The following is a 21121-nucleotide window of genomic DNA, read 5'->3' on the forward strand; positions in this document are numbered from 1 at the left end:
GCTATTTAACGATGATCCGGCTGTGCGGGGTCCAGCGTTCCAGAAACCAGCGCAGGTCATTTGGGGCAAACGCCAAGCAGCCAGCCGTTGGGTGGCGCGGTTTGCGCCATTGATGCACGAAAATTGCCGACCCTTCGCCGGCTGTTGTGTTTGGATAGTTCCAGTCGCTGAACAGCACGATGTCGTATAGCGGCGCAGTCATGCGCATCTTTTCGTGGCTGTAGACATAATTCTGCGCGCGTGTGCCATGATTATAGGCTGGATCATCGGGGTCATCGGACCAGATATCCATCGGACCGATGGCGTTCAGATTCAGTGAGCTTGCAGGAAAACACAGACGATCTGCGCGATAGGCCCCGCCCACAAGGTGCCAAATGCCACGCGGGGTCGCCCCGTCGCCCTCGCGCTTGTCATCCGTCATGCCGCCCCGGCCAATAGCCACGGGGAACCGTCGCCCCATGAAACGTGCACCCCAGCGAGTGACGACCATATCGTGGCGGCGCGGGATCACAGCAGGTGCCCGGATTTCGCGGCTTTCGTTGCCAGATAGGCCGCGTTATGCGCGCCTTCCCCGACTTTCAGCGGCACGCGTTCGGCCACTTTGACGCCGTTATCTTCCATCATGGCCACTTTGCGCGGGTTGTTGGTCATCAGTTTGACCTGAGAAAACCCCATGGATTTTAGAATTTCCGACCCGATGCGGAAGTCGCGTTCATCATCTTCAAAGCCAAGGCGATGATTGGCCTCGACCGTGTCAAACCCTTGATCTTGCAGTGAATAAGCGCGCATCTTGTTGGCCAACCCAATTCCGCGACCCTCTTGGTTCAGATACAGCAGTACGCCCGCACCATTCGCGCCCATCGCAGCCAGCGCCGCGTTCAGCTGCGGACCGCAATCGCATTTCAGGCTGCCCAATACGTCGCCTGTAAAACAGGCGGAATGCAGTCGCGCCAGAACGGGTTTGTCGCGCGCGGGACGGCCGATCTCGACGGCATAGTGCTCTTCCCCGCCGTCTTCGGGGCGGAAAATATGCAGTCGACCGGCCTCGGACACCTGCATAGGAAGGCGTGCATGGACCACCGGCGCCAAATGCAAATCGCGGAGCGTTTCTGGGTTCAAATGCACCTGCGTCAGGCCATGCGTCAGGGCCAAGGCATCGGCGTCTTGCGTTTCAACCACCAAAGCCGAGGGCAAAAGCTGGGCAGTTTTGCACAGTGCAATCGCATGTGCCTCAAGCGCGTCATCCCCGCCACGACAGGTGCGGAAAGGGCCTTTCATCGGGTGTGACAGGTCATCTGCGGGGTCAGCGACTGACGCGATCCAGCGTGTATCTGCATCTGAAGGCAGCTCGATCCGCGCCACCCGGTCGGAATAAGCCCGCGCTTTCAGCGTCTCGGCGCGGCGCGGCGTGATCGCCAACACGGCATCCCCAAGATCGCGCAAGCTGCCCAAACGCCCGCCAGACAAGGTCTCGGCGGCGGCGGCGATGACATCCCGCCCGTCCAGCCGCAGCACGACCGGCACCCCCATCCGCAGATCGGCACGGGCGCGGGCAAGCAGTTCGGTCTGATTTGGGGCAAGTGTCATCGTGATCCTCTCGTGCCCTAAATAGGACGGATTGACATGATATGAAACATTTGCCGGTCAAATGACACGAGGCCGTGAGACTTTTGTTGCATATCTTGTCATTTCCGTGCGCACCCACAAATCTGAATGCAACACGACAAAGGAGGGCGCCATGTCCACGTTGAAGAAGATTTTGCTGGTTGATGATGACGAGGATCTGCGCGACGCGTTAGCCGAACAGCTTTTGATGACCGAGGATTTCGACGTTTTCGAAGCTGGTAACGGGGCCGAGGCGATCGTTAAGTCCAAAGAGGCGCTCTATGATCTTGTGATCCTGGACGTGGGCCTGCCTGACACGGACGGGCGCGAACTGTGCCGCGTGATGCGCAAACAGGGGGTGAAATGCCCGATTTTGATGCTGACGGGGCATGACACCGACGCGGATACCATTCTGGGTCTGGACGCGGGCGCCAATGATTATGTGTCGAAGCCCTTTAAGTTCCCAGTGCTTCTGGCCCGCATCCGCGCCCAGCTGCGCCAGCACGAACAATCCGAAGACGCCGTATTCCAGCTTGGGCCGTATACGTTCAAGCCGTCCGTGAAGATGCTGGTGACCGAAGATGATCGCAAAGTCCGCCTGACCGAGAAAGAGACGAACATACTGAAGTTCCTTTACCGCTCGAATGATGGCGTCGTGGCGCGTGATGTGCTGCTGCACGAGGTCTGGGGCTATAACGCCGGCGTCACCACCCACACGCTGGAAACCCACATCTATCGCCTGCGCCAAAAGATCGAGCCAGATCCCTCGAACGCTCGGCTGTTGGTGACAGAAAGCGGTGGCTATCGTCTGAACGCCTAAAGATCCCTCGTGTCCAGGGGGTGCGTTTCTGCGGACAACTAGATTAAGCGATCAATTGCGCATTCGAGCGAAGCGAGAGACAGCGTTATTGATCACATCTGATCCGCAAAACGTACAAGGGCACATTCCTCCCTGTAAGACTGGCCGGGCCCGCGGGGCCCGGTTTTTGTGCGGACGAATTGGTCAACAGCTTTGGGGAATCGTCACAAAACGCTTACAAAATTTGGTTGAAGTCACAGGCCGGTACGGGGAAGCTCCCGAGCCATCCCTCGGAGAGTTTTGACCATGTTTGAGCACCGCTTCCCATTCTTACTCCTGTTGTTCGCTGGCACGCTTTGTAGCTCGATGATCGTACCCTTCATGGGTTTCTTCTTGGTTGAAAGCCTTGGTCATAAGCCCTGGATTCTTAGCTGCTATTCTTTGATGGCCGTAAGCCTAACGGTCTTGGTGAATCGGCAGTTCGCAAAGCAAATTGACAGTGGCAGTCGCGCCTTTCCCTTGGTCGGGGTCGCCGCGTTTGGGTACATGATTGCCGTGGCAGCATTGTCTCTTTCACCGACACTCTGGGTGGCGCTTTCCTTCGGGGTCGCGGGCTTTGGCGTAGGATCATCTGCAACCTCGACGATGTTCAGTCTTGGTGGCGAGGTGGCGCGGAAGCTTAATATAGAACGCAGCAGTTTCAATGCCCACATGCGTGCCACCACCTCGACTGCGTGGATGATCGGCCCCGCGCTGACCTTTCTGATCGCCGAGCACCTTGGTACAGGGGTGGTGTTTAACACCGCATTGTTAATTTCGGTGTTGTGGGTTGTCCTGTGGTGGAGGGTATTGCCCAGAAGCATCTCGGCTGAGGTGCAACAGCTCACTGACGATACAGGCACTGCAAGCAACATGAACATAGACCTGTGGCTGGCCGCTGCCTTTGTGTTCTGTCTGTCGCTGGCCCATGCGATCACGTTCTCATCGCTGCCTCTGTTTTACGTGCAGGAGGTTGGCTTGCCTGGCTTTGCACCGGGATTGGCGTTCAGCGTTAAAACATTTGTCGAAGTTATCGCGATATTTTCAACCCCGATGATCATCAAGAAGTTTGGTATGTGGCCCGCGCTTTTGGTGACTACATTGCTGGCGGCAACCACGATCCAAGTATTGGCTATGGTGCAATCCATGCCCGAGATGCTGATCGGGGCTGCATTGGAAGGGCTGTACTATGGGCTATATGCGAGCCTGGGCATTAGCTATCTGCAGTCGTTCGCTGAAGACCGTCCGGCACGGGCGACGGCAATATATTGGAACACATTGATGGTCAGCGGCTTGCTTGGAGGGCCACTGGTGGGTTTCACTGCCCAAATATATGATTTCCAAACGGCAATCCGAGCGGCGTCTGGCATAGCGGTCCTTGCCATAATGGTGCTGGTGGTCGGTCGACGGAAACGTGGGCCGCATGTCCGTGAAACCGCTGGGCGCCGAGATGTTTGACCGAGGCGTGCAAGATAATGGCTGATTTGGTGTTTGGTCATTGTTCGACCTGCCTGTTTGAAACGGAATGAGTCGCCATCCTATAACGCCGCGCAATCTGTCATATACTGCGCGTTTCCAATCCCGATTTGCCCCCAAACAGGCATGGTTTCCGCGTTCAGATCGTACTGCGTATCCGGATCCCACAGTGTGACAATCTGCTTCGGGAATAGGTGTTCGTGCGGGTCGACATCGGTGGCGGTTTCACCCTCGTGCGTTTCGAACAGCTTGAAAACCTCATCGGCGTGCTTCTTGAACAGATCGACCCCTTGAAACGTTAGTTCGAGATCTCGATGTGGTGCCACACCGATAAAGGACGCTGTTCCGTCGGGTTGAAACTCGGCCATGACCGAGTTCTCAAGGAAGTAAAGACCGCCATGTGCGCTCGAAGTGACGTCAAATCCGCATGACTTCATCGCTGCGGTAATCGCGGGCCTCGTCATACCCAACAGAATGGGGCCTATGCCGTGATGCGGTATCAGTTCGAGCTTCAACAAAGTTGGCTTTCGAATGAGGCGGGACAGAAATTTCATATCAGGTGTTAACCACTTTACTGTCGGGGTTTTGTTTGGAGCAAAGCTAGCGAATGAAAAAGCGAATGCACAGAGGGTGTCGGTAGCCTGCGAGGCTTTTGTGCCAAACGATGGTCATTCTATTCCTGTGGTGCGAATGGGACCTCGCCTTGTTTGACCAATGCATCCCGCAACTCTTCGCCGAACCTATGGGCAAATGCCTCGCGTTCGGATGAAGGCCGCGCGAAGTAAAGCTGTCTGGCTAGGCCATAGTCATAGGCAAGTGCAGTTTTTTCATCGTCGACCTTCTGATGGTAGTCAGCAAGGTGCCCAAGTTCGTGCAGGATCGTACGGAATAAGATGGTGCCACGAATGCTGTCTTCCGAAAGCGTCGCTTCGAAACATCGCTTGGTTTCTGTAAAGACATGGCCATCGCGGACCAGACGGCTGAACTCATCCCGACCCGCAAGTGACATGCGTTTGGACCATTTCAGTTTGGCACTAAGCTCTTGCGCTTCCACAATGATGGCGCTGCCCTTATGGTCGCCGAACTCGGCGTGGTATACATACCGCCCCCAGACTGGCTGTTGTTGCTGCTGGTTCCGTGTGGGTTGCCGGAAGGCGATGATGTCGGGCAGACAAGGCACGTGGTCGACCGCAAGTGACAGCATTTTATGTATGTCGGCTGGCGAACACCCGTACGAAAATCCCTCATGCGGGGTTTCGTACATAATTGTCAACTGATGTTCCCCGATGGTGACCTGTTCAATCGCGGGGTCCGCAAGCCGTTCATAGTAGATGGATGCATTTCCATGTTTGTCATGCCAGCTTTCCGGGATCCGCATGTCGTTTGATTGCGAATAGCCGGAATGTTTGGTTCCGATGTTCCGATTACGTCGTTCCGGTCGCCATACACTTCTCAAGACATAAACTCCAATAATGCTTAAGGGATAGCGGAGGAGAAGCTGGGCGTTCACAACCAGAAGATGTGGAGCTTATCCCTCCGGTCTCACAGCCTCGTCCCCCATTAGATACCGCGGACCTGCTCCTTTATCCGCCGCCACATCGTCTGGATTGTACAGCGCGCAGCGGTCCAGCGACAGGCAGCCGCAGCCGATGCAGCCGTCTAGTTTGTCGCGCAGGCGGGTTAGGGCGTCGATCTGTTCATCAAGTTCCGCACGGAAGTCTTGCGAGATCTCGGTCCAGTCCTTGGCGGTAGGTGTGCGGCTTTGCGGGAGCCGCCCCAATACCTCGCGGATGCGGTCCAGCGTGAAGCCGAACTTCTGCGCGATCATGACAAAGCTTAACCGGCGGATGTCGGATCGTAAAAACCGCCTTTGCCCGCCCGCATTTCGTTCCGGCGCGACCAGTCCTTGGGTCTCGTAATACCGGATTGCTGACACGGCCAGCCCGGTGCGGTCTGCCAAGGTGCCAATCGAAATCTCGTTCCTGCGCTCCATGTGATATCTCCGAAAGAAAAATCTTGAGCTAAAGTTAACTTTAGGAATTATCACCCGAGTCGCAACGAAGATCAAGGAGGCCAAAATGGCAATTCTAGAACATGTGAATGTAACCGTAAGCGACCCCAAGGCGACGGCCGCATGGTTGGGCGCGGTGTTCGACTGGAAGATCCGCTGGGAAGGCGATGCGATGTCAGGCGGCTATACCGCCCATGTAGGGGATGAGGGCAGTTATGTGGCTCTATACACGCCCAATATGGATATCAAAGACCCCCTGCATTCCTATACAACCCGCGCCGGGTTGAACCATGTTGGTGTTGTTGTCGATGACATTGACGCCGTTGAAGCGCGCGCGAAAGCTGCCGGGTTCAAGCCGCATAATCACGGGGACTATGAACCGGGCAAACGCTTCTATTTTGACGACCATGATGGCGTGGAATGGGAAGTCGTGTCTTATGCCTGATGAAATGGGGCGGGATGAAACTCGCCCCTGTTCACTATATGTTTCTCGGTGTAGGGTCGCAGCAAGCGTGCGAAACCGGAGGATATCATGAGCTTCACCCTTGCCACTTGGAACATCAACTCGGTTCGCCTGCGTGAACCGATTGTGCTGAAGCTTCTGGAAGAGGAAGCACCCGATGTACTGTGCCTGCAGGAATGCAAAAGCCCGGTCGACAAGATTCCGATGGAAGGCTTCAAGGCGCTGGGATACACCCACATGGTTGCGCGGGGGCAGAAGGGCTATAACGGCGTTGCGATCCTATCGCGCATCCCGATGGTCGAGACCGAAAGCTTCGATTTCGCCGATTTGGGTCACGCGCGTCATATCGCCGGACAGCTTGAGAACGGCGTGACGGTGCATAACTTCTATGTTCCTGCGGGCGGCGACGTGGCCGACCGTGAGGTGAACGAGAAGTTCGGCCAGAAGCTTGATTACCTTGCCGGCATGCGCGACCATTTCAGCAAAGCCAAGCCGCAGAAGTCGATCCTTGTTGGGGATCTTAACATCGCCCCGCGCGAGGATGATGTTTGGTCTCATAAACAGCTATTGAAAGTCGTCAGCCACACACCAATCGAGGTCGAGGCACTGGGCGATGTTCAGGATGCCGCTGGTTGGGTCGACATTACCCGGCAGGATATTCCCGAAGGACAGCTTTACAGTTGGTGGTCTTATCGCGCCAAGGACTGGAACGCCGCCGACAAAGGACGTCGTCTGGATCACGTCTGGGCCACGTCCGATATTTCAAATGCGGGCCATGGCTCGCGCGTGATGCGCGATGCGCGTGGATGGGAAAAGCCGTCCGATCACGCGCCGGTTTTCGCAAGCTTTGATCTGTAGCAGGGGCTTTGCCCCTCTGCGCGATGCGCATTCACCCCAGGATATTTTGGACAAGAAAAAGCAGTGGTCTTGCAAGGGCGGCGGGGTTGCTCCATTTAAGATGCAACACAGAGATTAAGGACGTGCTGACATGGAAATCGAACTTGGACAGACTGATGGTGCTGCAGAGCTGATTAAAGACGTCTCGGAGGCAACCTTCATGCAGGACGTGATCGAGGCCTCGCAAGAAGTGCCTGTGATCGTCGACTTCTGGGCGCCGTGGTGCGGCCCGTGCAAGACACTTGGCCCAGCTTTGGAAGCCGCAGTAACCGAAGCAGGCGGCAAAGTTCGCATGGCCAAGGTGAACGTGGATGAAAACCAGATGATCGCAGGCCAGATGCGCGTGCAATCCATCCCAACCGTCTATGCGTTCTTTCAGGGCCAGCCTGTCGATGGTTTCCAGGGCGCTGTTCCGCCCAGTGAAATCAACGCTTTCGTAGCCCGTGTTGCAGAGCTTGGCGGCGACGGTGGTCTGGCGGATGCGATTGCCGCTGCTGACGAGATGCTGGAAGCGGGCGAGGTGCAGGATGCTGCCCAAACCTATGCTGCGATCCTTGAAGAAGACCCGAACTCGGTCGCAGCCTATGCTGGTCTGGCCCGCACGCATCTGGCCGTTGATAACGCGGATGATGCAGAAGCGACCCTGAATGGCGCCCCGGCCGAGATCTCGGATGCGCCCGAAATCGAAGCCGTACGTGCCCAAATCGAGCTTGCACGTCAGGCTGAAAGTGCCGGACCATTGGCCGAACTGCGCGCCGCAGTTGACGCCAACCCCGACGACCACCAGTCGCGTTTCGATCTTGCCGTTGCGATGAATGCAGACGGAGATGTGCAGGGCGCTGTGGACGAACTGTTAGAGCTTTTCCGCAGGGATAGAGACTGGAATGATGCAGCGGCAAAGCAGCAGTTGTTCACTCTTTTTGACGCTTTGGACGCCAAGGATCCGATCGCTTTGACGGGCCGTCGCAAGCTGTCGTCGATGATCTTTGTGTGAATGGGTAAGTCGCGCTAGACTGGTGTCATGATCTCATCAGCTGACCTTCCAGATACCCTTCCGATCTTCCCACTGCCGGGCGCGCTACTTTTGCCGCGTGGCCGGCTTCCGCTTCATGTGTTCGAGCCGCGCTATCTTGCGATGGTCGATGACGTGCTGAAAACGCCCGAGCGGCTGATTGGGATGATCCAACCCATTGGTGAGGAGTGCGGCGAGGAAACGCGGCTGCACAGCATCGGCTGTGCGGGTCGGATCACATCCTTCACCGAAACCGAAGACGGGCGCTATATGGTCACGCTGACCGGGGTGTCGCGGTTTCGTCTGGGGCAAGTGGAAAGTGGGTTCATGCCCTATCTGAAAGCGCAGATGGGGTGGGAGAGTTTCGACCGTGACCTTGGCAAACCGGAGCATGACACAGGCCTGAACCGCGAGGCATTTCTGGCGCTACTCACGCGCTATTTCAACCTTCAGGAGTTGCAGACCGATTGGGAAAGCCTTGAGGCGGCCGAAGACGAGTTGATGATCAACGCCTTGTCCATGCTGTGCCCCTTTGCTCCAGAAGACAAACAGGCCTTGCTAGAGGCCCCGTCACTGCCCACGAGACGCGAAACCCTTGTAACTCTTATGGAATTTGCGCTGCGCACAGGCGCGGGCGAGGAGAAAGTTCAATGACCACCCCATCCGAGACCAAGTTTGATCGTCGCATGATCGAGGCTTTGGTGTGCCCGGTTACGCAGACGCAGCTGACCTATGACGCGGACAAGCAAGAGCTGCTATCAAAGGCGGCCAATCTGGCCTTTCCAATCCGGGACGGCATTCCTGTGATGCTGGTGGATGAAGCGCGCAAGATTGAAGACTGACGTCAGGTTTGCGCGTTACTCCATCCACGTCGCATAGTCACTGACCAGTAGATGGGTTGGGGCTTCGTCTTCCTCGATCTCGGCGAAACGACCAATCGGTTCGCGGAAGACATTGTCGGTTTCGTCGTCATTGACGGTCGAGACTTCGCCAATCAGGACATCCCCGCCGTCGCCCCAGAAAGCGTGCCAGTCGCCCGGCAACAGGGTGACGCTTTCGCCAGGTTGTAGGCGCAATTTCTCGCCGGGGGCAAAGCTGCGTGAAACGCCATCGCATTGCACAACGCCGCCGCGATCAGGCGCGAAGTTCCCATCGTCATCCGAGCCGAACAGCTCGACCGCCAGCGTTGCGCCGCCCCGGTTGATGATGTCCTCGGCCTTGATCACATGGGTATGCATCGGGCTAAGCTGATCTTGCCGTGAAATCAGCAGCTTCTCGGCATAGCACATGCCCGTCCCGCGTTGCAGATCATCCAGACGCCCGTTGCGCAGGGTGAACAGAAACAGGCCCATGTCGTCAAACCGCCCATCACCATAGTCAGTGATGTCCCAGCCGCAGCGCGCATCAATCAGGTGGCGTGCATCGTCTTTACGGGCACGGAATTCGTCAGGCGTCCAATAGGCAAAAGGCGGCAAGGTGAAGCCGTGCTGACGGATCAGGTCGTCGGCCTGAGCCATGATGGTGTTGATGCGCGAACGTTTCATGGGCTACCCCTTCATGTTTGCGCTAACCATAAGGATCACGAAAGGAAATGCCAGCCCCGTCAGGGTGTAAGTAATGCGATGTCTGGAAGGTTTGGAGCGGGCGGCGGGAATCGAACCCGCGTCATTAGCTTGGAAGGCTAAGGTCTTACCACTACACAACGCCCGCGCCGTGTGGTCCCGACATATGGGATCGGTTTCTGAGCGTCAAGTGTCGATCATAAATTGCAGGGCGCTTTGTTGCGCGCAGTCCTGATCCACCGGCTAGACATGAAAAAGGAGGCAATATCGTGCCTCCTTCTGCGGTGTGTCGCTGGATCAAAAATCCCAGTCTTCGTCTTCCGTCGCGACTGCTTTGCCGATCACATAGGATGATCCCGAGCCCGAGAAGAAGTCGTGGTTTTCGCTGTCGGGGCTGAGGGCGGCAAGGATTGCCGGGTTCACCTCGGACACTTCCGGCGGGAACAGCGCTTCGAACCCCAGATTTTGCAGGGCTTTGTTGGCGTTGTAGTGCAGGAAGACTTTGACGTCCTCGGTCAGGCCGATCTGGTCGTACAGTTCCTCGGTATACTGGTTTTCGATGCCGTAAAGCTCGAACATCAGGTTGAAGGCATAGTCTTTCAGTTCCTGCTGGCGCGCTTCATCCAGCTGTTCGTATCCGAGCTGGAACTTGTAGCCGATGTAATAGCCATGCACGGCCTCGTCGCGGATGATCAGGCGGATCAGGTCGGCGGTGTTGGTCAGCTTGGCGCGGCTTGACCAGTACATGGGCAGATAGAAGCCTGAGTAGAACAGGAAGCTTTCCAGAAACACCGATGCAATCTTGCGCTTCAGCGGGTCATTGCCCGGCGCGTATGTATCCAGAATGGCTTTCGCCTTGGCTTGCAGATGTGGATTTTCGTCGGACCAACGGAAGGCCTCGTCGATTTCCTTGGTCGAACACAGGGTCGAGAAGATCGATGAATAGCTGCGTGCGTGGACCGCTTCCATAAAGGCGATGTTGGTCAACACGGCCTCTTCGTGCGGCGTCACCGCATCGGGCATCAGTGACGGCGCGCCGACGGTGTTCTGGATCGTGTCCAGCAGCGTCAAACCGGTGAAAACACGGATGGTCAGCTCTTTCTCGTGATCCGTCAGGGTCGCCCAGCTGGGAATGTCGTTGGACAGCGGAACCTTTTCCGGCAGCCAGAAATTCACGGTCAGACGGTTCCAGACCTCGAGGTCTTTGTCATCGTCCAGGCGGTTCCAGTTGATCGCGCGCGGGATCTTGGTTTGAGGCATATCTTTCATGGTCTTCTCTCTGATCACAGCGTGCAGGATACGCAGCCCTGAACCTCGGTGCCCTCAAGGGCATCTTGGCGCAGGCGCACGTAATAGATTGTTTTAATGCCCTTTTTCCAGGCATAGATCTGGGCTTTGTTGATGTCGCGGGTTGTGGCTTCGGCCGGGAAGAACAGCGTCAGCGACAGGCCTTGGTCCACGTGTTCGGTTGCGGCGGCGTAGGTGTCGATCAGCGCCTCGGGCCCGATTTCATAGGCGTCGCGATAGTATTCCAGATTGTCATTATCCATGAAGGCGGCGGGGTAATAGACTCGGCCAATTTTGCCTTCCTTGCGGATCTCGATTTTCGAAACAATCGGGTGGATCGAGCTGGTCGAGTTGTTGATATAACTGATCGAGCCGGTCGGCGGCACCGCTTGCAGGTTACGGTTATAAAGGCCGTATTTCATGACATCAGCCTTCAGCGCTGCCCAATCGTCGCGGGTGGGCAGGGTGATGCCGTCAAACAAAGCCGTCACACGTTCGCTTTCTGGCTGCCAATCGCGGTCAGTGTATTTGTCAAAGAACGTGCCCGATGCGTAGTCCGAGCGCTCGAATCCATTGAAGCTTTCGCCACGCTCGCGCGCCAGATCGCATGAGGTACGGATGGCATGGAACGCCACGGCTGCGAAGTAAACGGACGTGAATTCAACACCTTCCGGGCTGCCATAGTGGATATGTTCACGGGCAAGGAAGCCGTGCAGGTTCATCTGACCAAGACCGATCGCGTGGCTTTCATCATTGCCGCGACGCACAGAAGGCACCGAGTCAATCGCCGACATTTCCGACACTGCGGTTAGCGCGCGAATGGCGGTGCCAACCGTTTGGCCCAGATCCTTGCCGTCCATGGTTTTCGCGATGTTCAGCGAGCCAAGGTTGCAGGAAATATCAGTGCCAAGGTGGTCATAGCTGAGGTCGTCATTGAATTTCGACGCCTCGTTTACCTGCAGGATTTCCGAGCACAGGTTCGACATGTTGATGCGCCCGTCGATCGGGTTCATCCGGTTCACCGTGTCTTCGAACATCACATAGGGATAGCCCGATTCAAACTGGATCTCGGCGATGGTCTGGAAGAAGCTGCGCGCGTTGACCTTGGTCTTGCGGATACGTTTGTCTTCGACCATCTCGTCATATTTCTCGGTGACTGAGATTTCCGAGAAGGGCACGCCATAGACTTTCTCGACGTCATGCGGCGAGAACAGGTACATGTCGGCGTTTTTCTTCGCCAGTTCAAAGGTGATGTCTGGGATCACCACGCCCAGCGACAGCGTTTTGATGCGGATCTTCTCGTCCGCGTTCTCGCGCTTGGTGTCGAGGAAACGCATGATGTCGGGGTGGTGTGCGTTCAGGTACACGGCCCCGGCACCCTGACGGGCACCCAACTGGTTCGCATAGGAAAAGCTGTCTTCCAGAAGCTTCATCACCGGGATCACGCCGGATGACTGGTTCTCGATGCCTTTGATCGGTGCGCCATGTTCACGGATGTTGGTCAGCAGCAGGGCCACACCGCCGCCACGCTTGGACAGTTGCAGCGCCGAGTTGATACCGCGTCCGATGCTTTCCATGTTGTCTTCCAGACGCAAAAGGAAGCACGAGATCAGCTCGCCGCGCGACGCTTTGCCTGCGTTCAGGAAGGTCGGCGTAGCGGGTTGGAAACGGCCCGACAGGATCTCTTCCATATAGGCCATGGCCTGATCTTCGTCGCCTTGCGCCAATGCCAGCGCGGTCATCACCACGCGGTCCTCATAGCGTTCAAGGAAACGCTGCCCGTCGCGGGTTTTCAGCGTGTAGGATGTGTAATATTTGAAGGCGCCAAGGAAGGTGGGGAAGCGGAATTTCTTGGCAAAGGCTTCGTCCCAGATCTTGCGCATGAAGTTCTTGGAATACTGATCCAGAACGGCAGCTTCGTAATAGCCTTCCTCGACCAGATAGCCCAGTTTCTCGTCCAGCGAATGGAAGAACACAGTGTTCTGGTTCACGTGCTGCAGGAAATACTGTCGTGCGGCCATGCGGTCGGCGTCGAAGCGGATATTGCCATCCCCATCATACAGGTTCAGCATGGCGTTCAATGCGTGGTAATCCAGCGTGTTCAGGTCGCTGTCGAGCATAGTGTTTTCCCCAGTTTAGTCAGGCCCTCGCGGATGCGGGCGATGTCAGTGTCGGTGCCGGCCAGCTCGAATGAACAAAGTAGCGGTACCTTGCATTTATCGGCGATGATGCGACCCGACATGGCGTAGGTCGCACCGAAGTTTCTGTTGCCCGTTCCGATCACACCCACCAGTTTTTCGCGGCGGGCAGGGTCGTTTAGAAAACGGATGACCTGTTTTGGTACTGCACCACGCCCTTCGCCATCGGCATAGGTCGGACAGATCAGTACAAACGGGTCCCCCTGATCGGGCAAAGGCGCGTCGGCGTCAATCGGAATCCTTGCGGCAGGCCACCCCAACCGCGTTACAAACCGTTCGGTATTCCCCGATTTAGACGAGTAATAAATCAGCGCCAGTTCTGCGCCCACAGCTTAAGCCAGTTGGGCGATCATGTCGGGACGGAAACCCGACCAATGGTCAGCACCGGCCACAACGACGGGTGCTTGGCGATACCCCAGATCCGTCACACGGGCCATTGCCGCGTCATCTTGCGTCAGGTCGACCACGTTATAATCCACACCTTTTGCATCCAGGGCACGGGTGGTCGCGGTACATTGTACGCAAGCGGGTTTGGAATATACGATGATGCTCATCAGTCCTCGGTCCTTGTTGTCAGGGTCGCGGACGCAGCGCTGGGAAATTCCCGCAAATCTGCCTCCAAACCCTCCGTTCGTGGTAACTTTACACGCTTGCGGCAGGTCTCCTGACTTTGCGGCCATTGCTTGGCTGGCCTTCCCGGAGTGTAATCCCCCCAGTGGCGTAATCAGCCGTGCTTACCGCTTACAGTTGCGGGGGCAGTGCTGGAATTCCACCAACTTCCCTCTTAGCTTTCAACAGGAATCGAAAGAACCGAAGCAACAGCATATTGGGGTTTTGGGGGTCAAACTGTCAATATATAGATATCGCTTGACAGGGATTTCTTTTGGACAACTGGTGCTTCGCGAAGGGTTATACCGGCCCTTGCAGGGTCAAAGCGGCGCCGTGAAATTGGCCATCCACTTGATAGTATTGCATCAATATTTCGCGCGTCAGCACATGTTGCGGAGCGCCGCGACCCACGATCTGACCTTGCGACATCAGATAGACGGTGTTGCAATAGCGCATCGCCAAGGACAGGTCATGAAGTGTCATCAAAACGGTGCGTCCGCGGCGTTTCACCTCGTCCAATAGGACCAATTGATAGTGAAGGTCCAGATGGTTTGTGGGCTCGTCCAAGATATAGATTTCGGGGTCGCAGGCCAGAAGCTGTGCAAAATAGCAGCGTTGCAGTTCTCCGCCCGATAAATTGCTGGCGGGTTGTGTGGCTTTGTCGGTCAGCCCGGCCAAGGCAAGGGCATCGTCACGGCGGTCGATCAGCTCGGATTTATCAAGTTCCAGAATGGACAGACCGATCTCGACAATATCTTGTGGTGTCAGCCCAGCCAGCAGGCCCGAACTTTGCACTAAGGCCCCTACGCGCTTAGCCCATTCATAGGGGCTGTAATCGGTGATCGCGCGGTCAAAGGCGTGGATGGTGCCAGTGCTGGCGGTTGCGGCGTGATATAGCGTGCGCAGAAGCGTGGTTTTCCCGGCGCCGTTCGGGCCGAGCAGCCCGTGGATCTGGCCCGTTGGCACGCTGAGGGACGCGCCCTGCACATAGGGCGTCTTCCCGATATTGACCGACAGGTCTTGGATCCGAAGGGCGATTTCAGTTTCGACGGCTTCATGAAGCACGGCGCAGACCTCGTAAAATCATGATGAAGGGCGGCGCGGCGAACAGCGCCAGCAGTACCCCCAATGGCAGTTCTTCGGGGGCCAGTAAAGTGCGGCACAGAAGATCGACGGCAATCAGGACCAAAGCGCCCAGCACAAGTGTAAGGGGCAGCAAGACCCGATGGCGCGCGCCGGTCAAAAGACGGGCCATGTGCGGGATGATCAGGCCGATAAAGCCGACGATTCCGGCAACTGACACGGCCAGACCGGTCAGTGTGACGGTGGCCAGAAAGATCCACATGCGCAGCCGTCCTGTATGTACGCCAAGGGCTTGCGCACGCTCTTCCCCCAGCAGGGTCGCGTCCAGAGCGTTGGCGTTCAGCAGGGCCCAGCCCGCGATCAGAAGCAACGCGAGTGTAATCAGCGGCAGTTCGTGCCACTCGGTATTGGCGGCGGTTCCCATCAGCCAGCCAAGCGCGCTGCGCACGGCTTGGGGATCGCCCAGATACAGGAAAAATGCGGTCAGGGATTGAAACATCAGCGACACCGCGACGCCCGCCAGAATGACGACCAACGGGTCCAGGGGTTCGCCGCGCCGACTGGATAGGCCCAGCGTCATGACAAAAGCCAGCGCCGCGCCCATAAAAGCAATTGCAGGCACACCGAAACTGTCAGTGATCCAGCTGGGCAGCCAGATGATGGCACCCACCGCTGCGGCGGACGCGCCCGAGGACAGACCCATCAGGTAAGGGTCCGCCATCGGGTTGCGCAGGGCCGTTTGCATCAACGCCCCCGCCAAGGCCAACCCGGCCCCGATCACCCCAACCGCCAGCACACGCGGAATCCGCCATTGCCAGATGATCAAAGACAGCCCGCGCGGGACATCATCTTCGCGCATTAGAATGGCGGCGCGGTCAGCCCAGCTGATTTCAGCCGTGCCCCATAGGACACCGGCTAAAGCCACCAGAACCAACGCCAGAAGCGCTGCGGGGAAAAGGATCGGGAACCGGATTGCCATTTACTTCATCGCGGCCAGTTGAGCGTTCACGGTCTCGACGCCGTCAGCGAAGCGCATTCCCAGCAGGGTTTCCGAGAATGGCACGATGACGAACTTGCCCTCTTTCACTGCGGTCAGTTCGGACAGAACCGGGTCTTGCTCCATATATTCGCGCTTCTCGGCGGCGGTGGACCAATCGGCTTCGATCAGCACGATGACCTGGGGATCAGTGGCGACGACCTTTTCCCAGGCCAGATCAACCCACGTGCCTTCGACATCAGCGCTGATGCTGTTCAGGCCGGCGGTTTTGGCGACCAAAGCGGGGCCACCACAGCAACCGATCGAATAGGGCGTGTCGGTGCCGCTGTCATAGATGAACGCCGAGCGACCAGCGCCCGCCGGGTTGTTGCCGACGGCGTCGATACGGGCCTTGGTTTCGGCGATCAAAGTGTCAGCGCGGTCTTCCACGTGGAAGATGTCGCCGATGACCTCGATGTCTTTCAGGATCGGCTCGATGGTCAGCGGAACGTTTTTCGGGTGGTAGGTCTTGCAGGATGCATCGACCAAATAGGTGCCGACACCCAGATCATGCCATTTCTGTGCTGCGCCCATATTGTCTTCCGAGAAGGCCGAGCCGAAACCTGCGAACAGGAAGTCGGGCTCTTCAGCCAAAACCACTTCGGCAGCGGGATATTTTTCGGCCAGAACGGGGACGCTGTCATAGGCGTCTTTCCACTGTGTGGGGATCGCGTCGTCCAGATAGGCCGTGCCCACCATCGATCCTTCCAGACCCAGCGCCAGCATCACTTCGGTGGCTTGCTGGTTCAGGGTGATCGCGCGTGTCGGTACCGTGTCATAGCTGTGATCCGTGCCGCAGTTGGAAACGGTAACGGCATCGGCCATGGCCGCGGATGTGCTGAGCGCCAGCGGGATGAGTGCTTTAAGCAGGTTCATGGTGGTCCTCTGTTTGATGAATAAGAAGGTGTTTGGGGATGGTGTTCGCGCGCAGGGCCTGCGCGACGAATGTGCGAATGTCGTTCAGATCGGCCACGCGATACCAGTTGCCATGCGGATAGTGGACGATCACGGGGCCTGCATTGCAGGGAAACAGGCAGCCAGTGGTGGTCACCAGACAGTGTGAGCGTACCCGCGCGCGGCCGAGTTCGGCCTTCATTGCCTCGACAAGTGACGGGGCGTCTTTCAGGTGGCAACGTGGCCCGGTGCAGACCAGAAGATGGTGACGAAAGGCGGGCGGTGTATCCCAGCCTTTGCCACGCTCTCCGTTCGTTTGGGGGCGAATGCGTGTCAGGGCAACGCGCGCACGGGCGGCAGAATGTACTACGCGGGTGTCCGCTTGGAGTGCGGCTGCCATAAACAGGTTGGGTGCGCTTGGGCCCTGTCGATCCAGCCAGCTTCCGGCGGCACTGGGCAGCCATTTTTGAAGGCTTTGGGAAAAGGGCAGGCCGATGGGGCGCAGTTCAATGCGTGTGGCACCCTGCGCGGTCAACGCGTCCAATGCGTGCCACATCCCGTCGCCTGACGCCTCTAGTCGCACGGCGTCAGCAGTGCAGGGCGCTGCACGGATCAACGTCTCAGCCAGATCACGAAACTTGGCCTGGCTGACATAGCTGGCTGAAATCAGATAAAGATACGCGTCCATCGCTGCCTCTTTGATGGAGGCAGGCAGGCACGGCGGGACATCCCACGGAAATCTGTCATCTTATCCTCCACGGGCCCTCCGCCCGGTTGGTTACACGTCAAAGATGGCAGGTCTCCTGACTTCGCGGGTCTTGGCTTGGCTGACCTTCCCGGGGAATTCCCAGTGGTATATTCAGCCTTGCTCTCCGCTTACAGTTGCGGGGGCAGTCACGGAATTGGCGCCTATTGGCTCTTCCTCACCGTGTTCCCTTTTCATTCCGCACGGCCTTTGGCGCAACGGAAACCATCGCGGACAAGTAACCGTTCGTTTGCTGAACTGTCAATCACCTTCGTGTGGCCTGTGCTACGCCAAAGATAAAGGGCGCCCCGAGGGCCGCCCTTTTTTCTGCGCCTGCAAGTTGGGCTGTTCAAGTTGCAAGACTGGCTTCGCGGTTTTCGTCGCGCTTGAAGAACACGTAATAGAACACCGGCGCGGCAACCAAGGTCAGGATTGATGCAAATGCCAACCCGCCCATGATCGTGACCGACATCGACACGAAGAACGCGTCGCCAAGCAGTGGTGCCATGCCAAGGATGGTTGTCACAGCCGCCAAGACCACGGGGCGGACCCTTGAGGCTGAAGCCTCGATGATCGCGGGGCGCAAGGCTTTGCCTTCGGCGCGGACAAGGTCGATTTCCTCGACCAGAACGATGCCGTTTTTGATCAGCATTCCTGACAGGCTGAGTAGACCCAGAAGTGCCGTGAAGCTAAAGGGCAGGCCGGTGCCCAGAAGCCCAACAACAACGCCGTTCACCGACATCGGCACCAAAAGCCAGATGATGATCGGCTGGCGGATCGCGTTGAACAGCAGGATCGAGATCATGACCATAATCAGTGCGCTCAGCGGCAATTGCGCACCAAGGCTGGCCTGCGCTTCGCGGGCGTTTTCAAATTCGCCCCCCCATTCCAGTTTGTAGCCGTCGGGCAGCGGCATCGCCTCGACCGCGGCGCGGATTTCGGAATGCGCCTGTGCGGGGGTCACATCCGGCACCACATCCGCCCCGACCGAGATCGTGGGAACGCGGTTGCGGCGGTGCACAAGGGTGTTTTCTGCACGCACCTTGAACCCGTCCGTCACCTGTTCGATCGGCAGGTGGCTTTGGGCTACAGGGGAATAGACCAGTTGATCATAAATATTGAACGGCTCGTCTTGTGGTTTACGCATGATGATCGGGATTTGGCGATCCCGCTCGCGATAGATCCCTGCACGTTGACCGTCAGTGGCAAACTGAAGGGTGGACGCGATGTCCTCGCGGTTTACGCCGGCGGTCTGTGCGCGTTCGGTGGCATAGACGGGTTCGATCACCAGTTCTTGCTCGCGCCAGTCGGTGCGCAGGTTCAGCAGACTGTCCGAGTTTTCGCGCATGATCTGCGTGGCTTGCGTGGCAAGTTCGCGCAGGACCTTGGGGTCATTGCCCGAAAAACGCGCCTGGATGGGATCCCCGCCGCCGGGTCCGAAGACCAGACGCTGCACGCGGAATTCGGCGTGAGGGAAGGTCTCATTACCGAAATGCTCAAGCCGTGCGTGCAGGTCCGGGATGTCGTCCAGAACTTCGGTTCGGATGATCAGGTGACCATAGCTTTGGTTATCCTTGCCACCGTCATAGGTCAGCATGAAACGCGAGGCTCCGCGCCCGGCGTAGGACGCGATCGACACGACTTTTTCCTGCTCAAGCAGCCACGCTTCCATCTGGGCCAGATCATCCGACACCTGATGGATCGAACTGCCCTGAGGAAGCTTGTAATAGACAAAGAATAATGGCGTGTTCGAATTCGGGAAGAACTGCTGTTTCACTTGACCAAAGCCCGCAAAACACACCACCGTAATGGCCACGAGTGCGGCAATCACAAGCCAGCGGGCCGACAGCGCAAGATCCAGCGTGCGCTTGTACAGACGGAAGAACGGACCGTTATAGGCATCTTCGGCGTTCTGGGTATCGTGCTTGAACAGATAGTGACCCAACAGCGGGGTCACCGTCAGCGCCAGCACCCATGACAGCATCAGCGAAATGCCGATGACGGCGAAGAGCGAGAACAGGAATTCGCCGGTGGAATCGGGTGACAGGCCAATGCCAGCAAAGGCCATGATGCCGATCACAGTTGCCCCCAAAAGTGGGATCTGCGTTTTCTTGGCGGCATCATCAGCCGCCTGACGCGAGTTGCGCCCACGCAGCATCGAGATCTGCATCCCTTCGGCCACAACAATGGCGTTGTCCACCAGCATCCCCATCGCGATGATCAGAGCGCCCAGCGAAATGCGCTCCATCTCGATCGAGAAGAGCCACATGAACAGGATTGTGCCCACCACGGTCAGCAGCAGGGTCGTGCCGATCACGACGGCAGCGCGCCACCCCATGAAAGCGCCCAGAACAACGATTACGATCCCCACCGACATGGCAAGGTTCACAAGGAAATCGTTCGCGCTTTGCTCGACCACCAAGTGCTGTTGATAGATGGGGTGCAGATCGATCCCATGTGGGATGTCTTCGCCAAGCTGGGCAAGGCGGGCGTCGACGCGGTGGCCGACTTCAACAATGTCTTCGCTTTCAAGACCCGCAATGGCGATGGTAAAGGCCTCTTCCCCATTGAAACGGATAATCTGGGTTGGATTTGCTATGCGCTCGCGGGTGACCGATGCAATATCTGCGATGTTCACCAGAACGCCATTCACGCCCACATTCAGCGACGCGATATCCGAGATCGTCTCGGACCCTTCCGGCGCACGGAACATGGTGCGGCCCGCGTCGCTGTCCAGCCCACCAGCCGCCGCGACCGAGTTCGAGGTCGAAACCGCACCGGCAATCGCGTTGGGTGGGATGCCCTGATTTACGGCCAGCGTCATGTTGGGCTCGATATAGATCACTTCGTCGGGCAGGCCGGCCAGATCGACATCGGCCACACCATCCACGACCAGAAGCTCGCGGCGCAGGAAGGTGGCCAGCTCATGCCGCTCGGCGTCGGTAAAGCCGGGGCTGGTGACTGCGTAATACAGGCCGAATACATCCCCGAAACTGTCATTCACAAACGGGGCCATTGCGCCAGACGGCAAGCTGCGCGACGTGTCGCGGATCTTGGCACGCAAGCGCGTCCAGATGTCGGGCAGTGTTTCGGCCGGATAGGTCGACTTGATCTCGATATCAATTCGGCTTTCACCGGGGCGGTTGGTCGATGTGATCTTGTCGACCTCTTCCATCTTCTGAAGCGCGCTTTCCAGGGGTTCGGACACTTCGGTCGCAACCTGTTCGGCACTTGCGCCGGGGTATTGTGTGACCACAACGGCCTGTTTGATGGTAAAGGCGGGGTCTTCCAGACGGCCCAGATTAAAGAAGCCATAAGTGCCGCCAAACAGCATGGTTAGGATGATCAGCCATGTATAAAGTGGCTTCTCGATCGAGGCGCGGGCGATATTCAGCATGGTGGACC

General features: G+C 57.5%; 22 protein-coding genes, 1 tRNA gene and 2 riboswitches. Of the genes, 7 read left to right on the forward strand and 16 right to left on the reverse strand.

Features of this window, described 5'->3' with window-relative positions; genetic code table 11:
• Position 1 precedes the first annotated feature (1 nt).
• Complete coding sequence (locus tag FIL88_RS15290) at positions 2–490, reverse strand: L,D-transpeptidase family protein (RefSeq protein ID WP_142854837.1); 489 nt, start codon at positions 488–490, stop codon at positions 2–4.
• A gap of 17 nt (positions 491–507) precedes the next feature.
• Positions 508–1587, reverse strand: a complete 1080-nt coding sequence (gene ribA, locus FIL88_RS15295; protein WP_142854756.1) for a GTP cyclohydrolase II — start codon at positions 1585–1587, stop codon at positions 508–510.
• 151 nt (positions 1588–1738) lie between these two features.
• Here ribA and FIL88_RS15300 point away from each other — a divergent pair, with 151 nt between their 5' ends.
• Positions 1739–2425, forward strand: a complete 687-nt coding sequence (locus FIL88_RS15300; protein WP_142854757.1) for a response regulator transcription factor — start codon at positions 1739–1741, stop codon at positions 2423–2425.
• A gap of 285 nt (positions 2426–2710) precedes the next feature.
• Positions 2711–3901: an MFS transporter gene (locus FIL88_RS15305; RefSeq protein ID WP_142854758.1), complete on the forward strand. Its 1191-nt coding sequence runs from the start codon at positions 2711–2713 to the stop codon at positions 3899–3901.
• Positions 3902–3981: 80 nt separating this feature from the next.
• Here the strand turns inward: FIL88_RS15305 and FIL88_RS15310 are convergent, their stop codons facing one another.
• From FIL88_RS15310 to soxR, 3 genes are all read right to left on the reverse strand, one after another.
• Positions 3982–4473: a hypothetical protein gene (locus FIL88_RS15310; RefSeq protein ID WP_142854759.1), complete on the reverse strand. Its 492-nt coding sequence runs from the start codon at positions 4471–4473 to the stop codon at positions 3982–3984.
• A gap of 119 nt (positions 4474–4592) precedes the next feature.
• Positions 4593–5297, reverse strand: coding sequence for a hypothetical protein (locus FIL88_RS15315; protein WP_185960979.1), 705 nt, complete (start codon positions 5295–5297; stop codon positions 4593–4595).
• 150 nt (positions 5298–5447) lie between these two features.
• Positions 5448–5912: a redox-sensitive transcriptional activator SoxR gene (gene soxR, locus FIL88_RS15320; RefSeq protein WP_142854761.1), complete on the reverse strand. Its 465-nt coding sequence runs from the start codon at positions 5910–5912 to the stop codon at positions 5448–5450.
• Between the two features lie 85 nt (positions 5913–5997).
• Here soxR and FIL88_RS15325 point away from each other — a divergent pair, with 85 nt between their 5' ends.
• From FIL88_RS15325 to FIL88_RS15345, 5 genes are all read left to right on the forward strand, one after another.
• Positions 5998–6375 carry a VOC family protein gene (locus FIL88_RS15325; protein ID WP_142854762.1) on the forward strand — a complete coding sequence of 126 codons (378 nt, stop codon included), beginning with the start codon at positions 5998–6000 and terminating at the stop codon, positions 6373–6375.
• A gap of 87 nt (positions 6376–6462) precedes the next feature.
• Positions 6463–7251: an exodeoxyribonuclease III gene (locus FIL88_RS15330; RefSeq protein ID WP_142854763.1), complete on the forward strand. Its 789-nt coding sequence runs from the start codon at positions 6463–6465 to the stop codon at positions 7249–7251.
• A gap of 130 nt (positions 7252–7381) precedes the next feature.
• On the forward strand, positions 7382–8284 hold the full coding sequence (gene trxA, locus FIL88_RS15335; RefSeq protein ID WP_142854764.1) for a thioredoxin: 903 nt from the start codon (positions 7382–7384) through the stop codon (positions 8282–8284).
• Positions 8285–8311: 27 nt separating this feature from the next.
• The gene (locus FIL88_RS15340) at positions 8312–8956 is read left to right on the forward strand and encodes an LON peptidase substrate-binding domain-containing protein (RefSeq protein ID WP_142854765.1); all 645 of its coding nucleotides are present in this window, start codon (positions 8312–8314) and stop codon (positions 8954–8956) included.
• Positions 8953–9144: a Trm112 family protein gene (locus FIL88_RS15345; RefSeq protein ID WP_142854766.1), complete on the forward strand. Its 192-nt coding sequence runs from the start codon at positions 8953–8955 to the stop codon at positions 9142–9144. The genes FIL88_RS15340 and FIL88_RS15345 overlap by 4 nt, the downstream gene beginning before the upstream one ends.
• Positions 9145–9159: 15 nt before the next feature.
• On the opposite strand, the gene FIL88_RS15350 is transcribed toward FIL88_RS15345, so the two are convergent.
• The 11 genes from FIL88_RS15350 to FIL88_RS15400 form a co-directional block, all read right to left on the reverse strand.
• Positions 9160–9846 carry a D-lyxose/D-mannose family sugar isomerase gene (locus tag FIL88_RS15350; RefSeq protein WP_142854767.1) on the reverse strand — a complete coding sequence of 229 codons (687 nt, stop codon included), beginning with the start codon at positions 9844–9846 and terminating at the stop codon, positions 9160–9162.
• Positions 9847–9938: 92 nt separating this feature from the next.
• Positions 9939–10012 (reverse strand) — tRNA-Gly (locus FIL88_RS15355).
• A 149-nt stretch (positions 10013–10161) separates the two neighbouring features.
• Entirely contained in the window at positions 10162–11133 is a 972-nt protein-coding gene (gene nrdF / locus FIL88_RS15360) for a class 1b ribonucleoside-diphosphate reductase subunit beta (protein WP_142854768.1), read from the reverse strand.
• Positions 11134–11147: 14 nt separating this feature from the next.
• Complete coding sequence (gene nrdE / locus FIL88_RS15365) at positions 11148–13271, reverse strand: class 1b ribonucleoside-diphosphate reductase subunit alpha (protein WP_142854769.1); 2124 nt, start codon at positions 13269–13271, stop codon at positions 11148–11150.
• Positions 13253–13666 (reverse strand): class Ib ribonucleoside-diphosphate reductase assembly flavoprotein NrdI, encoded by a 414-nt coding sequence (gene nrdI, locus FIL88_RS15370; RefSeq protein WP_142854838.1) that lies wholly within the window; start codon positions 13664–13666, stop codon positions 13253–13255. Before nrdI ends, nrdE begins: the two co-directional genes overlap by 19 nt.
• Positions 13667–13681: 15 nt before the next feature.
• Positions 13682–13903, reverse strand: a complete 222-nt coding sequence (gene nrdH, locus FIL88_RS15375; protein ID WP_142854770.1) for a glutaredoxin-like protein NrdH — start codon at positions 13901–13903, stop codon at positions 13682–13684.
• Between the two features lie 83 nt (positions 13904–13986).
• Positions 13987–14179: riboswitch (cobalamin riboswitch) on the reverse strand.
• Between the two features lie 79 nt (positions 14180–14258).
• A complete protein-coding gene (locus FIL88_RS15380; RefSeq protein WP_246066746.1) occupies positions 14259–15023 on the reverse strand; it encodes an ABC transporter ATP-binding protein in 765 nt (254 codons plus the stop codon).
• Positions 15013–16020: a FecCD family ABC transporter permease gene (locus FIL88_RS15385; RefSeq protein ID WP_142854771.1), complete on the reverse strand. Its 1008-nt coding sequence runs from the start codon at positions 16018–16020 to the stop codon at positions 15013–15015. Before FIL88_RS15385 ends, FIL88_RS15380 begins: the two co-directional genes overlap by 11 nt.
• Positions 16021–16953, reverse strand: a complete 933-nt coding sequence (locus FIL88_RS15390) for an ABC transporter substrate-binding protein (RefSeq protein WP_142854772.1) — start codon at positions 16951–16953, stop codon at positions 16021–16023.
• Entirely contained in the window at positions 16940–17659 is a 720-nt protein-coding gene (locus FIL88_RS15395; RefSeq protein ID WP_142854773.1) for a (2Fe-2S) ferredoxin domain-containing protein, read from the reverse strand. Before FIL88_RS15395 ends, FIL88_RS15390 begins: the two co-directional genes overlap by 14 nt.
• 88 nt (positions 17660–17747) lie before the next feature.
• Positions 17748–17961: riboswitch (cobalamin riboswitch) on the reverse strand.
• 104 nt (positions 17962–18065) lie between these two features.
• Positions 18066–21110: an efflux RND transporter permease subunit gene (locus FIL88_RS15400; RefSeq protein ID WP_142854840.1), complete on the reverse strand. Its 3045-nt coding sequence runs from the start codon at positions 21108–21110 to the stop codon at positions 18066–18068.
• Positions 21111–21121: the final 11 nt, after the last annotated feature.

Origin of the sequence: Aliiroseovarius halocynthiae, from assembly GCF_007004645.1 — a bacterium.
Taxonomy (GTDB): domain Bacteria; phylum Pseudomonadota; class Alphaproteobacteria; order Rhodobacterales; family Rhodobacteraceae; genus Aliiroseovarius; species Aliiroseovarius halocynthiae.

Bases quoted from the DNA above. Each gene is read 5' to 3' on its own strand.
- FIL88_RS15290 (WP_142854837.1), bottom strand. From the start codon at position 490: ATGGTCGTCACTCGCTGGGGTGCACGTTTCATGGGGCGACGGTTCCCC.
- ribA (WP_142854756.1), bottom strand. From the start codon at position 1,587: ATGACACTTGCCCCAAATCAGACCGAACTGCTTGCCCGCGCCCGTGCC.
- FIL88_RS15300 (WP_142854757.1), top strand. From the start codon at position 1,739: ATGTCCACGTTGAAGAAGATTTTGCTGGTTGATGATGACGAGGATCTG.
- FIL88_RS15305 (WP_142854758.1), top strand. From the start codon at position 2,711: ATGTTTGAGCACCGCTTCCCATTCTTACTCCTGTTGTTCGCTGGCACG.
- FIL88_RS15310 (WP_142854759.1), bottom strand. From the start codon at position 4,473: ATGAAATTTCTGTCCCGCCTCATTCGAAAGCCAACTTTGTTGAAGCTC.
- FIL88_RS15315 (WP_185960979.1), bottom strand. From the start codon at position 5,297: ATGCGGATCCCGGAAAGCTGGCATGACAAACATGGAAATGCATCCATC.
- soxR (WP_142854761.1), bottom strand. From the start codon at position 5,912: ATGGAGCGCAGGAACGAGATTTCGATTGGCACCTTGGCAGACCGCACC.
- FIL88_RS15325 (WP_142854762.1), top strand. From the start codon at position 5,998: ATGGCAATTCTAGAACATGTGAATGTAACCGTAAGCGACCCCAAGGCG.
- FIL88_RS15330 (WP_142854763.1), top strand. From the start codon at position 6,463: ATGAGCTTCACCCTTGCCACTTGGAACATCAACTCGGTTCGCCTGCGT.
- trxA (WP_142854764.1), top strand. From the start codon at position 7,382: ATGGAAATCGAACTTGGACAGACTGATGGTGCTGCAGAGCTGATTAAA.
- FIL88_RS15340 (WP_142854765.1), top strand. From the start codon at position 8,312: ATGATCTCATCAGCTGACCTTCCAGATACCCTTCCGATCTTCCCACTG.
- FIL88_RS15345 (WP_142854766.1), top strand. From the start codon at position 8,953: ATGACCACCCCATCCGAGACCAAGTTTGATCGTCGCATGATCGAGGCT.
- FIL88_RS15350 (WP_142854767.1), bottom strand. From the start codon at position 9,846: ATGAAACGTTCGCGCATCAACACCATCATGGCTCAGGCCGACGACCTG.
- nrdF (WP_142854768.1), bottom strand. From the start codon at position 11,133: ATGAAAGATATGCCTCAAACCAAGATCCCGCGCGCGATCAACTGGAAC.
- nrdE (WP_142854769.1), bottom strand. From the start codon at position 13,271: ATGCTCGACAGCGACCTGAACACGCTGGATTACCACGCATTGAACGCC.
- nrdH (WP_142854770.1), bottom strand. From the start codon at position 13,903: ATGAGCATCATCGTATATTCCAAACCCGCTTGCGTACAATGTACCGCG.
- FIL88_RS15385 (WP_142854771.1), bottom strand. From the start codon at position 16,020: ATGGCAATCCGGTTCCCGATCCTTTTCCCCGCAGCGCTTCTGGCGTTG.
- FIL88_RS15390 (WP_142854772.1), bottom strand. From the start codon at position 16,953: ATGAACCTGCTTAAAGCACTCATCCCGCTGGCGCTCAGCACATCCGCG.
- FIL88_RS15395 (WP_142854773.1), bottom strand. From the start codon at position 17,659: ATGGACGCGTATCTTTATCTGATTTCAGCCAGCTATGTCAGCCAGGCC.